The sequence below is a fragment of the Haloterrigena salina JCM 13891 genome, from assembly GCF_000337495.1.
Taxonomy (GTDB): domain Archaea; phylum Halobacteriota; class Halobacteria; order Halobacteriales; family Natrialbaceae; genus Haloterrigena; species Haloterrigena salina.
This window is the reverse complement of the sequence record NZ_AOIS01000013.1, coordinates 107,196-120,559: the sequence shown is the minus strand read 5'-3', so window position 1 is coordinate 120,559 and position 13,364 is coordinate 107,196. Positions and strand designations below refer to the sequence as shown.

Sequence of the window (13,364 nt, the reverse complement as noted above, 5' to 3'; positions counted from 1 at the left end):
GTATAAGGATCTTCCGGTGCCGTCGAATATACCGGATATATCAGGTGGCGGTACTAACCTTTATAAACCTTAAATACGTCTTTTTAAGCGACTTATGACGGATCCCAAGGACACCATCAATATCGAAAACGTGGTGGCGTCGACCGGTATCGGGCAGGAACTCGACCTTCAGAGCGTCGCGATGGACCTCGAGGGCGCCGACTACGATCCGGAGCAGTTCCCCGGCCTCGTCTACCGCACCCAGAACCCCAAGTCCGCCGCGCTGATCTTCCGTTCGGGCAAGATCGTCTGTACCGGTGCCAAGAGCACCGACGACGTCCACGAGAGCCTGCGCATCGTCTTCGACAAACTCCGCGAACTCCAGATTCAGGTCAACGAGGACCCCGAGATCGTCGTCCAGAACATCGTCACCAGCGCCGACCTCGGCCGAAACCTCAACCTGAACGCCATCGCGATCGGGCTGGGCCTCGAGAACATCGAGTACGAGCCCGAGCAGTTCCCCGGCCTCGTCTACCGCCTCGACGAGCCCGAAGTCGTCGCCTTGCTGTTCGGCTCCGGGAAGCTCGTCATTACCGGCGGCAAGAAGCCCAAGGACGCCGAACACGCGGTCGACAAGATCGTCTCCCGCCTCGAGGACCTCGGCCTGCTCGAGTAACGCCACCCGTTTTCGCCCGCTCGCCGGCTCGCGGGTACCGGCCGTGTCATTTTCCGCGGCGCACCGCGCCGCGCTCGCGACACCGCCACCGACAGGGCTCGAACCACCGCGGACGGACGCCATCGCGGTCGCGAACCGTTCTCTTCATTTACATTAGTGGTCGCTTTCGGTCGGTCGTTGAATCGATTTTGCGGCTTTCGTCGATCACTAGCCCGGAAACCGTTTTGGCGTCGATTCACCACTCTTCTGCCGGATTTCGACCGTTCGAACTCTGTTGAACGGTCCAGAGTGGGCTGAATTCGGTCTCAGGTAGCCCAACGACCGACCCGGTTTATCCACTCGCCAGCGCTGAGTGTCCAGTATCGATGACGATCCACACAGACCAGCCGACGACCGGGTCACCTGCCAGCCGTCGGCGCGCGGACGACGGCGACGACCGCGCGGACGGGACTGCGGTCGCGGTCGACGACTCCATCCCGCAGGCTGCCGTCCGCCGCGTGCTGGACAGCGATCGCCGCCGCGAACTGCTGCGCTGCCTGCTCGACGCGGACGACTCCCTCGAGCTGCCGGCGCTGGTCGCTCGGATCGCCGACGCCGAACACGACTCGACGGCCGTCACCTCGCTGCTGGACCTGCGCCAGCGCGTCCACGTCTCGCTGTGCCGGACCCACCTGCCGCTGCTCGAGAACTACCGCGTGCTCGACTACGACGAGGGGTGTGGCTGTGTTGCTCCCGGGGCGCGGCTCTCGGCGTTCGAATCGGTTCTCGACCTCGAGGCCCTCGGCGGCCCGGACACTGCGGGGCTGTCGTCGGGGCCGTAGCTCGGAAGAGTCGGGGCCGCGGTCGCTTCGTGCGAACCGCGGGCGCCGCGTGGCCGCGATTACTCGACCAATCGCTCGATTTCGGTCACCAGAATGTCGCTCGCGCCGGCGTTTTTGACCTCGGTGATCGTCTCGAAGACCCGCCGTTCGTCGACGACCGCGTGGACGGCCACCATCTCGTCGTCAGCCGTCGCTTGCGTCTCCCCGCCTTCGCCGGCGATGTCCATCACCGTCGGCCCGCCCATCCCGGGGATGACGTCCCGGACCTCGTCCAGTCGGTCTCGCGGCGCGTTCATCATCAGGTAACGCTTGCCCTCGGCCTGCTTGACCGACGAGAGCGCCGTCCGGACCTCCTCGACCTTCGGGTCGTCGAGGACGTCCTCGCGACCGAACAGCCGGACGGAACTCGAGAGCACCTCCTCGACCACCGCGAGCCGGTTCATCTTCAGCGTCGTCCCCGTGCTCGTGATGTCGACGATGGCGTCGGCCATCTCGACGTGGGGAGTCAGCTCCGTCGCACCGGAGACCTCGACGATGTCGGGCTCGACGCCGGTCTCGGCGAAGAAGTCTTCCGTGATGTTCGGAAACTCGGTGGCGACGATGCCGCCCTCGAGGTCGTCGACGCCGTCGATGTCGCCGTCTTCGGGCGCCGCGAGGACGAGCCGACAGCGCCCGAACTCCAGATTCAGGAGTTCGGAGACGTTGTCGACGCGCGCTTCGCAGACCTGATCGTACCCCGTGATGCCGAGGTCGGCCGCGCCGTCGGCGACGTACTCCGGGATGTCAGCCGCCCGGGCGAAGAGGACGGAGACGTCCGGGTCGACGGTGTCGGCGTACAGTTTCCGGTCGGCACCGTTCTCGAGGTGGAGCCCCGCCCGCTCGAGGAGGTCGATCGTCGGCTCGTGCAGGCGGCCCTTGTTGGGAACGGCGATTCGCATATGCACCCCGTTGGTCGTCGGCGGGGAATTGTCTTTTCATCCGGGCGAACGGTCGGTCTCGCGGCGCCGCGCCCGGGAGCCGCCAGCCCCACTTCCTTGATGACAGACCGCATACCGTCCGACCGAATCGACCGATGGACGATCACGATCACCGAGCCGAGGACGGTCCGGAGCCGTTCGATGCCGCTCGAGACGACGGCGAGCGGGCCGACCGGACCGAACGGTCGCTGCTCGAGGACGAGGCCGACGACGCCGAGCGGGGGCGAGCCGAGATCCGCGATCGGCAGGAACGCGGGGGTCACGTCGGCCACGAGCGTGGTCGCCACGGCGAGGATCACGGCGACGGGATGCATTCCGGTGGTGGTCACGGCGATCACGGTGGCGGGATGCACGCCGGCCACGAGACGATGTTCCGGCGCCGATTCTTTGTCTCGACGCTGCTCTCGATTCCCGTCCTGCTCTACAGCGAGGCGCTTCAGGGGTGGCTCGGCTTCTCGGTGCCGGCGTTCCCCGGCAGCGAGTGGATCAGCCCCGTCTTCGCGGTGATCGTCTTCGCCTACGGCGGCGTCCCCTTCCTTCGGATGGCCGTCCCGGAACTGCGCGAGCGCGCGCCGGGGATGATGACGCTCATCTCGATGGCGATCACCGTCGCGTTCGTCTACAGCCTCGCGAGCGTCGTCGTTCCCACCGAGGCGGCCTTCTTCTGGGAGCTGGTGACGCTGATCGACATCATGCTGCTGGGCCACTGGATCGAGATGCGCAGCGTCCGGCGGGCCTCGAGCGCGCTGGACGAACTGGCGAAGCTGATGCCCGACACGGCCGAGCGGATTACGGACGACGGTGAGAGCGCGGGACCACGTCCCGCGGACAACCGGGCGCAGCCCGGTGAAACGGAGGAGGTTCCGGCGAACGAACTCGAGGAGGGCGACCTGGTGCTCGTCCGACCGGGCGCGAGCGTCCCCGCCGACGGCGTCGTCGAGACGGGCGAGTCAGACGTCAACGAGTCGATGATCACCGGTGAGTCGACGCCGGTCGAGAAGGAGCCCGGCGACGACGTCATCGGCGGGACGGTCAACGGCGACGGCAGCCTCCGCGTGCGCATCAGCGCGACGGGCGAGGAGACGACGCTGGCCGGCATCATGCGGCTGGTCGAGGAGGCCCAGGGGAGCAAATCGCGAACGCAGGCGCTGGCCGACCGCGCCGCGGGGTGGCTGTTCTACGTCGCCCTCGGCGCGGCCGTCGTCACGGCGCTCGCGTGGACGATCGCGACCGGCTTCGATTCGGCGGTGATCGAGCGGGTCGTCACCGTTCTCGTCATCGCCTGTCCGCACGCGCTCGGGCTGGCGATCCCGCTGGTGGTCGCGATCAACACCTCGCTGGCCGCGCGCAACGGGATGCTCGTTCGGGACCGCATCGCGATGGAACGGGCTCGAACCCTCGACACCGTCGTCTTCGACAAGACCGGGACGCTCACCGAGGGCGAACAGGGCGTGGTTGATATCGCGACAGTCGACGGCGTTTCCGAGGACGAGGCCCTCGCGCTGGCGGCCACCGTGGAGGGCGACTCGGAACACATGATCGCCCAGGCGATCCGCGAGGCGGCCGACGACCGCGGCGTCTCGAGGCGGACCGCCACCGATTTCGAGGCGCTGAAAGGGAGGGGCGTCCGCGCGACGGTTGACGGGGAACGGGTGTACGTCGGCGGGCCGAACCTCCTCTCGGAACTCGAGGGCGGCGTTCCGCCGGCGCTCGAGCGATTCGCCGATCGAGCCGGCGAGAACGCGCAGACGGTGGTTTATCTGGTCCGCGAGGACGAACGCAGTGAGTCCTCGAAGGTGCGAGCGGGAACGAAGCGACACGCGAGCCGCGAGGGCGAGCCGGTCGCTGCGTTCGCGCTCGCCGACGTCGTCCGCGAGCAGAGCTACCGCGTCGTCGACGCGCTCCACGAGTTGGGACTCGAGGTGGCGATGATGACCGGAGACTCCGAAGACGTGGCTCGCGCCGTTGCGGACGACCTCGGGATCGACACGGTTTTCGCCGAGGTGTTACCGGAGGACAAGGACGAGAAGATCACGGAACTCCAGGAGCAGGGGAAATCGGTCGCGATGGTCGGCGACGGGGTCAACGACGCGCCGGCGCTCACCAGAGCCGACATCGGGATCGCGATCGGGAGCGGGACGGACGTCGCCGTCCAGTCGGCGGACATCATCCTCGTCCAGAACAACCCGATGGACGTGGTTCGGCTCGTCAAGCTGAGCCGGGCGAGCTACCGAAAGATGCAACAGAACCTCGTCTGGGCCGCGGGCTACAACGTCTTCGCGCTCCCGCTGGCAGCGGGGGTGCTCGCGCCGATCGGAATCCTGCTCTCGCCGGCCGTCGGGGCGCTGCTCATGTCGCTCAGCACCGTGATCGTCGCGATCAACGCGCAGTTCCTCCGGCGGACCGATCTCTCGGTGCCGAGCCTGCCGGGCGTTGCCGCGCCGCGGGAACCCCGGCCGGCGGACTGAGCGAGCGATCGGTCCGTTTCGACTTCGTCGAATCGTTCTCGCGGACGGGGTAAATGGTCCCAGCACGTTGGGAGTCACGCTGATAGCCGCAGGCGGCCGTAGACGGCAGTATGACGGACGATCCGTGTACCTGCGGCAGTTCGTGTGAAGGTCGATCGAACGACCTCGAGTCGGCCTCCGACCGGTGGCTCGGCGGTTCGCAGCGGCTCGAGACCCCGCTGCCGAGCGACGTCCAGGCGGGACTGGGACGGCTCCTCGGCGGGGGGTCGATCGAGACCCTAGCCGAGTGGGTCGCCGCGGTCCGCCGTCGAACCGGCGGGTCGATCGCGGTCGACGATCTGTGTCACGCCGACGAGGAGACGGCCCACTGGGGCGAGATCGACGGCGAACGGTACTACTTCCGGTGTTTCTACGACGCGGTGTTGCTGTCGGCGCTCGCGGAGCGACCGGTCGCGATTCGGACCGAGAGTCCGGCCGGGACGGCAATCGAAGCGCGCGCCGCGGGGATCGCCGATCTGACGGTCGTCCCCGAAACGGCCGCGGTCTCGTTCGGCGTCGACGAAACCGTCTCGCCGCCGTCGGACGGCGAGCCGTCGCACGCGGACGTCTACGCCGCAGTCTGTCCGTTCGTCAGGGCGTTCCCGGACCGCGAGTCGTACGACCGGTGGGCCGACGCCGTCCCGGCGGCGACCGTCGCGATGCCCCTCGAGGGCGCCACCGACCTGGCGGCCGCGCTCCTGGCCTGACCGAGCAGGGATCGACCGACGCCGGGTTCGTCGCCCGCCGTTACAGGTGCCGTTCCAACAGGTTCCGCTCGGCTCGCTGGAGCAGTTCGGCGACCGTCGACGAATCGACCTCGAGTTCGGCGGCGACGTCCTCGCTCGTCACCGTCCGCGGCACCTCGTAGTACCCCATCTCGTGGGCGGTCCGGACCGCCTCGCGCTGGCGGTCGGTCAGCTCGGCCAGCGGATGGTCGCGACCGTCGTAGGTCCCGAATCTCCGCAGTTCCGGCGAAATTCCCGCGGTCTCGTACTCGTCGACGGTCGCGGCGATCGTCTCCTGCGAGCCCACCAGCGACAGGGTGGCCCCCCGATCGGTCACGTCCGGTTCGCAGGTCCCGATCAACTCGTCCGCCCGCTCGGCGAGCCCCTCGGGAAGTTCCGGCGCGGTAAACGCGATCACGTAGCGGTGATCGCCGCCCGAGTCGGCGATCCGCTCCCACCAGTCGACGCACTCGAGGTCGGACAGCCGGTCCTCGTCGATCGGCGTCTCGACCGCGACCTGGACGACGGCGCCGGTCCCGTGACACGCGAGTTCTTCGAATCCCAGAACCCCCGCGTCGCGACTCAGTGAGACGAGCTCCGCGATGCCCATCCGATCGAACGCCGGATCGGACAGTGACACGTGAGCCTCCCTCATGTTTGTTGCTACCACGATAATTGGGTAAAGCGTTGTCCACCGATCACTACCCTGGCCCGGACCCGTTTCGGCGGTTGTCGTCCGCTTCGCAGCGCTCGCTCGAGCCCGTATAAACCGTCCCAGTATACTCGGAGCACGGCCCATGCGGTCCGGGCCGGTACGACGGAGTGATGACTGCGATCCGAACTACCGACCTGACCAAACGCTTCGGCGACGTCGTCGCCGTCGACGGGCTCGACCTGCGCGTCCGCGAGGGCGAGGTGTTCGGCTTCCTCGGACCGAACGGCGCCGGGAAGTCGACGACCATCGACATGCTGTTGGACTACGTCCGCCCGACCGACGGGACCGCGACGGTGCTCGGGATGGACGTCCGCGAGGACTCGGAGGCGCTCCGCGAGCGCGTCGGCGTGCTGCCCGACGGAATCGGCCTCTACGATCGCCTGACCGGTCGCCGTCACCTCGAGTTCGCGATCGAGTGGACGGACGCGGCCGACGATCCCGACGCGATACTGGACCGCGTCGGGCTGGACGACCGCGACGCGGCGCGGTCGGTCGGCGACTACTCCAAAGGCATGCAACAGCGGCTCGCGCTGGGGATGGCGCTGGTCGGCGATCCCGACCTGCTCGTTCTGGACGAGCCCTCCTCGGGGCTCGACCCCCACGGGATTCGCCGGATGCGAGACCTGGTTCGCGAGGAGGCCGAGCGCGGGACGACGGTGTTCTTCTCGAGTCACATTCTCGGCCAGGTCGAGGCGGTCTGCGACCGCGTCGGGATCCTGGCGGACGGCGCCCTCGTCGCCGTCGACACCGTCGAGGGACTGCGGAAGACCGTCGGCGCCGGCTCGGAGCTCCGCCTGCGCGTGACCGAGGATCCCGGCGTCGATATCGCCGCGATCGACGGCGTCGAGTTGGTTCGGTCGGCGGACGGCTTCCTCCGGGTCGCCTGCTCGGATCCGCGCGCCAAAGCGCGGGTCGTGACTCGGCTGACGACCGCCGGTGTCGAGATCCTCGACGTCGATTCCGACGACGCGTCGCTCGAGGACGTGTTCACGGCGTACACGACGAACGGCGGCGTCGGTAATACGGAGTCGGAGGCTTCCGTTCCCGTCGAGGAGGTGGTTCCGTGACGGTCTCCTGGCGGGACGTCGCCCGCAAGGACTTCGAGGACGCCGTCCGCTCGCGACTGCTCTGGGGGCTCACCGCCGTCTTCGTCGCCTTCCTGACGATGTCGCTGCTCTCGGCCGAACAGCTCTTCCCGGAGCCCGTGACCGTCGATGCCGCGATGGCGCTGTCGGGCGTCGCGATGCTCGCACAACTGTTCGTCCCGGGCATCGCGCTGGCCGTCGGCTACACGGCCGTGGTCGGCGAACGCCGCTCCGGGAGCCTGCGGGTGCTGCTGAGCTATCCGTTCTCGCGGGGCGAGGTGGTCGCCGGCAAATTCGCCGGCCGGCTGCTCGTCACCGGCACGGCGCTGACGATCGGGTTCGCCGCGGCCAGCGTCCTTGTCGTGGCCCTGTACGGCGTCCCCGACGCGGCGACGTTCGTCGGGTTCGTGGCGGTCGGCGTCCTGCTCGGGCTGACGTTCACGGCCCTCGCGGTCGGCGGATCGGCCGCCGCGTCGACTCGGGGACGGGCGCGGACGCTCACCATCGGCTCGTTCGTGGGTATGGTGTTCTTCTGGAAACCGGTCGTCGTCGGGATCTACTACGCGGTTACCGGCTCGCTACCGGGGGTTCGGGCCGAATCCTGGTACTTCCTCCTGAAGCGACTCAATCCGCTCGAGGCCTACCGCGTCGTCGCCGGCGCGGTTCTCGACGAGCGGGTGGACGCGGTTCCCGAGTTTCCGCTGGAAGACGTTCCCGCGAACGCGCCCGCCGAGACACTCGAGCTCTCGAACCGGCTCGCGGGCGAGGTGCCGTTCTACCTCGCGGACTGGTTCTCGGTGGTCGTATTGCTCGCGTGGGGGCTCGTCCCCGTCCTCGCGGGCTACCGGCTGTTCGAAGACGCGGATCTCGGGTGAGCCGAACGGACTGCACGGAAAATCGGGAGTCGGGCGCTGATCGGGACTACGCGCTCGCGTCGTAGCCGGCCTCGTCGACCGCCTTGACGAGCGCCTGCGGGTCCGCGTCTCCGTCGACGGTGGCTTGCTCTGCTTCGCGGTCGACGTCGACCGACTCGACGCCCGAGACGCCCTCGAGCACGTCTTCGACGGTCTGTTCGCAGTGTTCGCAGGACATCCCTTCGACGGTGATCGTCTGACTCATAAGAGGGTATAGGGACGCCTGGTCTTTGTGCGTTACTCCTTTCGATGCCAGCGCGTCGACGGATCTGACTTCGGATTCCAAAGCCACCGTCGCTACTCTCTTTGGCGGCCGGTCCGAACGAAGCGTATGCGCGACCTCGACGAGACCGACATGGAAATCCTGCGGCTGCTGGGCGAGAACGCCCGGCGGCCGTTCAGCGAGATCGCCGACGAAGTCGACCTCTCCGGGCCCGCGGTTTCGGACCGCGTCCGGCGCCTCGAGGAGGCCGGAATCATCAACCGGTTCACCCTCGACGTGGACCAGTCCCAGCTTCGTGCTGGCGTTCCGGTGTTCGTGCAGGTGACCGCTCCCGCAGGCACGGTCGAGGACTGCCGGACGGCGGCCGCCGAGGCCGACGCCGTCGAGCACGTGTTCGTCACCGCCGACGGCGAGATCTGGTTCTACGCCCGCGCGCAAGTCCAGCGCGTCCGCGAGTGGCTCGAGGGACTGCTCCCCGACGGGGCGGACTGCGAGTACGACGTGACGCTGCTGGACGACGCCGAGTGGACGCCCTCGCTCGAGGGGACGCAGTTCGCGCTCACCTGCGCGGAGTGTGGGAACACCGTCGACAGCGAGGGAGAATCGACGCGGATCGACGGCGAGGTGTACCACTTCTGTTGTCCGTCCTGCTCGAGCCGGTTCGAAGGCCGATACGATCGGCTCGAGGAAGGCGTCTGAGTTTCGACTCGAAAGAAACCGCGGCCCGAAACTTTGCGTTCGAACCAATAAAGGGGGTAAGTCACCACCGCGTAGTAGCTAGTAATGAGCACCCGGACCGCACACCTGGATATCCGGGGCATGAGCTGTGCGAACTGTTCGCAGACGATCAGCGATGCCCTGGAGTCCAAAGACGGCGTCAGCGAGGCGACCATCAACTTCGCCACCGATGAAGGCACCGTCGAGTACGACCCCGACGCCGTCTCGCTCGCCGAGATTTACGCGGCGATCGACGAGGCCGGCTACGAGGCCGACCGCACGAGTCGGTCGATCGGGATCACGGACATGTCCTGTGCGAACTGCGCCGAAACGAACGAGTCGGCGCTCGAGTCCGTCCCCGGCGTCATCGACGCGGAGGTCAACTACGCGACCGACGAGGCCTCCGTCGCGTACAATCCCGCCGACGCCTCGTTCGGGGACCTCTACGCGGCGATCGAGGACGCCGGATACACGCCCGTTCGCGACGATGCGGACGGGAGCGACGAGTCGGATCGGGACCGTCGCGACGCAGCCCGCCAAGCCGAGATCCGCAAACAGCGCCGGTTGACGATCTTCGGCGCCGTGCTGTCGGCCCCGTTCCTGTTGTTCATGGCCGATCGGCTCCTGCTCGACGGGGCGATTCTGCCCGAGACGGTCCTCGGCGTCTCGTTCGGCTGGGTCGAGTTCCTGCTCGCGACGCCGGTCTACGTCCTGCTCGGACGGGAGTTCCTCGAGAACTCCTACACCGCGCTCGCGAGGAACCGGACCGCCAACATGGACGTGCTGATCGCGCTGGGGTCCTCGACGGCGTACCTCTACAGCCTCGTGGTCCTGCTGGGCCTGCTGGCGGGCAATCTCTACTTCGACACCGCTGCGATGATCCTCGTGTTCATCACGCTGGGCAACTACCTCGAGGCCCGCTCGAAGGGCCAGGCCGGCGAGGCCCTGCGGAAACTCCTCGAGATGGAGGCCGAGACGGCCACGCTGGTCGACGACGAGGGCGACGAGCGGGAGGTGCCACTCGAGGACGTCGCGGTCGGCGACCGGATGAAGGTCCGTCCGGGCGAGAAGGTGCCGACCGACGGCGTCGTCGTGGACGGCCAGTCGGCGGTCGACGAGTCGATGGTCACCGGCGAGTCTGTGCCGGTCGAGAAGGACGAGGGCGACGAGGTGATCGGCTCGACGATCAACGAGAACGGCGTGCTGGTCGTCGAGGCGACCAAGGTCGGCGAGGACACGGCGCTTCAGGGAATCGTCCAGACCGTCAAGGAGGCCCAGTCGCGCCAGCCCGAGATCCAGAACCTCGCCGACCGCATCTCGGCGTACTTCGTCCCCGCGGTCATCCTCAACGCGACCGTCTGGGGGCTGGTCTGGTTCCTCTTCCCCGAGGCGCTCGCGAGCGTCGTGGACGCGGTGCCCGTGCTGGGGCTGGTCGGCGGCGGCCCGGCCGCCCTCTCGACGTTCGAGTTCGCCGTCGTCGTCTTCGCCTCCGCGGTGCTGATCGCCTGTCCCTGCGCGCTCGGGCTGGCGACGCCCGCCGCGACGATGGTCGGCTCCACGCTGGGTGCCCAGAACGGCGTCCTGTTCAAGGGCGGTGACGTCTTAGAGCGCGCGAAGGACGTCGACACCGTCGTCTTCGACAAGACCGGGACGCTGACGACCGGCGAGATGACGCTGACCGACGTGGTCGCGCTCGAGGACGAGGGAGAAGGCGCTCGAGCGGCCGCCGACGGCGGTGACGCGGCCGCAGACGGTGGCGCGGTGGCGACTCGATCGCAACTCGACGAGAGCGAGGTGCTCCGACTGGCCGCCAGCGCCGAGCGCGACAGCGAACACCCGCTCGCCCAGGCCATCGTCGAGGGCGCCGCGGAGCGCGGCCTCGACCTCTCCGCTCCCGACTCCTTCGAGAACGTCCCCGGACAGGGCGTCCGGGCGACCGTCGACGGCCGCGAGGTGCTGGTCGGAAACCGGCGGCTGCTCGAGGGCGACGGCGTCGATCCCGCGCCCGCCGCCGACGAGATGGAACGCCTCGAGCGCGAGGGCAAGACCGCCATGCTGGTCGCGGTCGACGGCGCGGTCGCGGGCGTGGTGGCCGACGCCGACACGGTGAAAGAGAGCTCGGCCGACGCGGTCGCCGACCTGCGCGAGCGCGGACTGGACGTCATGCTGATCACCGGCGACAACGAGCGGACGGCCCGCGCGGTCGCCGAGCGGGTTGGCATCGACCCCGACGACGTCCGCGCCGGCGTGTTGCCCGAGGACAAGGCCGACGCCCTCGAGGACGTCCAATCGACGGGTCGCAAGGCGATGATGGTCGGCGACGGCGTCAACGACGCGCCCGCGCTGGCGGTCGCCCACGTCGGCACCGCTATCGGCTCCGGCACGGACGTGGCCATCGAGGCCGCGGACGTGACGCTAATGCGCGACGACCCGCTCGACGTGGTGAAGGCGATCCGGATCTCGGAGGCCACGCTGGCGAAGATCAAGCAGAACCTCGTCTGGGCGCTGGGGTACAACACCGCGATGATCCCGCTGGCTTCGCTCGGGCTGCTCCAGCCCGTGCTCGCGGCCGGCGCGATGGCGCTGTCGTCGGTGTCCGTGCTCTCGAACAGCCTGCTGTTCCGGCGGTACACGCCGGACCGCGACTACGAACTGCTCGGTCGGCTGCGACGCTAGTCGCGTGTGGTATCTGCGAATTCTACCTTCTGGCGGACTTCACCTGATTCGGTGACGAACCGTCGAGCAACGGCGAGCGTTCTGCATACCGTGGTAACGGGGAATTCCACACCCTCCCCAGCCGATTCGCTCACGCTCTTCGAGCGTTCGGTCATCCCTCGCACGATAGTTTCGGCTGGTCTCGGTATCACTCGACCAGCCGACAGCGCGCGCCACCGCACAGCAAAGTTAGTTCGAAGCGTCGAACGCCGGGTGTCGAGTTCTGCTCTCACAGCGGGACGAGCGCGTCCGCGAGGAGCAGCGTCACGTAGGCCTCGACGAACGCGGCGAGGACGAGCAGCAGCCAGCCGAAGACGACCAGCGCGGTCGTCCGCGCGAGGTAGGCTTTGGTGAACAGCGCGTCGCGGGAGCCGGCGATCCGCTGGCCGACCCGGTGGACGAACCGGAAGCCGACGCCGGCGGCGATAAACAGCGCCGGGAGCTCGAAGATCCCGTGGGGGCCGATCAGAGCGAGGATCAAAACCGGTCCGGTTTCGGCGCCGAGGACGGCCGCGACGTTGCCGATGAGGAGTCCGTTGAAGACCATGATCAGCAGCGTCGCGAGCCCCAGGGTGAGTCCGCCGGCGATCGCGGCCAGGAACGGCGGCGTGTTGTTCGCGATGAAAAACGACGCCGTGGGCTCGAACGTGATCTCGCCGACGGGATCGACGCCGCCGCCGGGCAGTTCGCCCTCGCCGAGATCCTCCGTGAGCATCTCGAGCAGCAGCTCGGTCAGGTCGACGCCGGCGGCGTACAGCGCGACGCCGAGCGCGATCCCGACGGCGAACAGCGCCGCCGAGAACCAGACGTACGGCCGGTGCTCGGCCCACCCGGACTCGAGAGTAGAGAGCAGCGACGGTGCGATCGTCCGACCGACGAGACCGGCCGCGCCCAGTCCGACGCCGAGCACGGCGGCGCCGGCGGCCGCCGTCGGCGCGTCGTGGGCGACGAGGATCGTCCCCGCGGTGCCGACGGCGACGACTGCGAGCGAGAGCAAGAGCGCGGCCCAGACTCGATTCCGCCGGGAGCCGGGAGCGGCCGGCGGCTCCGAGTCGCCGCGGTCCGGCTCCGGACTCGAGACGGCTCGCTCCCGATCGTCCTGCAGGTCGACCGCCGGCCGGTCGGTCCGCGAGTCGTTGCGGCGATCGGCCGGCGGCCGCTCCTCGCGGCCGGCCGTCGCTTCGGACCTGCCCGTTCGGTCGTCGTCGCTCCCGCTCATGATGGCGGTTCATCGAAATAACGGATAAATCTCCGGGCCGTCGGCGGAGTCCAGCGGCGGACCCGTCCCGGTCCCGGGTCGACAGTATAAG

General features: G+C 68.4%; 12 protein-coding genes. 8 read left to right on the top strand and 4 right to left on the bottom strand.

The window, feature by feature from the left end; all coding sequences use genetic code 11:
- Window positions 1-94: 94 nt before the first annotated feature.
- Together C477_RS03720 and C477_RS03715 are read left to right on the top strand one after the other, a co-directional pair.
- Window positions 95-655, top strand: coding sequence for a TATA-box-binding protein (locus C477_RS03720; RefSeq protein ID WP_005554970.1), 561 nt, complete (start codon window positions 95-97; stop codon window positions 653-655).
- Window positions 656-1,020: 365 nt separating this feature from the next.
- The gene (locus C477_RS03715) at window positions 1,021-1,476 is read left to right on the top strand and encodes a DUF7344 domain-containing protein (protein WP_008893100.1); all 456 of its coding nucleotides are present in this window, start codon (window positions 1,021-1,023) and stop codon (window positions 1,474-1,476) included.
- A gap of 59 nt (window positions 1,477-1,535) precedes the next feature.
- Here C477_RS03715 and hisG read toward each other — a convergent pair whose 3' ends face one another.
- Window positions 1,536-2,414: an ATP phosphoribosyltransferase gene (hisG, locus tag C477_RS03710; protein WP_008893099.1), complete on the bottom strand. Its 879-nt coding sequence runs from the start codon at window positions 2,412-2,414 to the stop codon at window positions 1,536-1,538.
- Window positions 2,415-2,548: 134 nt separating this feature from the next.
- Between hisG and C477_RS03705 the strand changes: the two genes are divergently transcribed.
- Both C477_RS03705 and merB read left to right on the top strand, forming a co-directional pair.
- Window positions 2,549-4,921 (top strand): heavy metal translocating P-type ATPase, encoded by a 2,373-nt coding sequence (locus C477_RS03705; protein WP_008893098.1) that lies wholly within the window; start codon window positions 2,549-2,551, stop codon window positions 4,919-4,921.
- A 110-nt stretch (window positions 4,922-5,031) separates the two neighbouring features.
- Window positions 5,032-5,667, top strand: coding sequence for an organomercurial lyase (gene merB / locus C477_RS03700; RefSeq protein WP_008893097.1), 636 nt, complete (start codon window positions 5,032-5,034; stop codon window positions 5,665-5,667).
- A gap of 40 nt (window positions 5,668-5,707) precedes the next feature.
- Here the strand turns inward: merB and C477_RS03695 are convergent, their stop codons facing one another.
- Window positions 5,708-6,340 carry a helix-turn-helix domain-containing protein gene (locus C477_RS03695; protein WP_049914212.1) on the bottom strand — a complete coding sequence of 211 codons (633 nt, stop codon included), beginning with the start codon at window positions 6,338-6,340 and terminating at the stop codon, window positions 5,708-5,710.
- A 170-nt stretch (window positions 6,341-6,510) separates the two neighbouring features.
- Between C477_RS03695 and C477_RS03690 the strand changes: the two genes are divergently transcribed.
- Window positions 6,511-7,467, top strand: a complete 957-nt coding sequence (locus C477_RS03690) for an ABC transporter ATP-binding protein (RefSeq protein WP_008893095.1) — start codon at window positions 6,511-6,513, stop codon at window positions 7,465-7,467.
- The gene (locus C477_RS03685; RefSeq protein WP_008893094.1) at window positions 7,464-8,360 is read left to right on the top strand and encodes an ABC transporter permease subunit; all 897 of its coding nucleotides are present in this window, start codon (window positions 7,464-7,466) and stop codon (window positions 8,358-8,360) included. The genes C477_RS03690 and C477_RS03685 overlap by 4 nt, the downstream gene beginning before the upstream one ends.
- A 46-nt stretch (window positions 8,361-8,406) precedes the next feature.
- On the opposite strand, the gene C477_RS03680 is transcribed toward C477_RS03685, so the two are convergent.
- Window positions 8,407-8,604, bottom strand: coding sequence for a CopZ family metallochaperone (locus C477_RS03680; RefSeq protein ID WP_008893093.1), 198 nt, complete (start codon window positions 8,602-8,604; stop codon window positions 8,407-8,409).
- 126 nt (window positions 8,605-8,730) lie between these two features.
- On the opposite strand from C477_RS03680, the gene C477_RS03675 reads away from it, so the two are divergent.
- Both C477_RS03675 and C477_RS03670 read left to right on the top strand, forming a co-directional pair.
- The gene (locus C477_RS03675; RefSeq protein WP_008893092.1) at window positions 8,731-9,321 is read left to right on the top strand and encodes an AsnC family transcriptional regulator; all 591 of its coding nucleotides are present in this window, start codon (window positions 8,731-8,733) and stop codon (window positions 9,319-9,321) included.
- Between the two features lie 84 nt (window positions 9,322-9,405).
- A complete protein-coding gene (locus C477_RS03670; protein WP_008893091.1) occupies window positions 9,406-12,015 on the top strand; it encodes a heavy metal translocating P-type ATPase in 2,610 nt (869 codons plus the stop codon).
- 268 nt (window positions 12,016-12,283) lie between these two features.
- Here C477_RS03670 and C477_RS03665 read toward each other — a convergent pair whose 3' ends face one another.
- Complete coding sequence (locus C477_RS03665; RefSeq protein ID WP_008893090.1) at window positions 12,284-13,273, bottom strand: stage II sporulation protein M; 990 nt, start codon at window positions 13,271-13,273, stop codon at window positions 12,284-12,286.
- Between the last annotated feature and the right edge of the window lie 91 nt (window positions 13,274-13,364).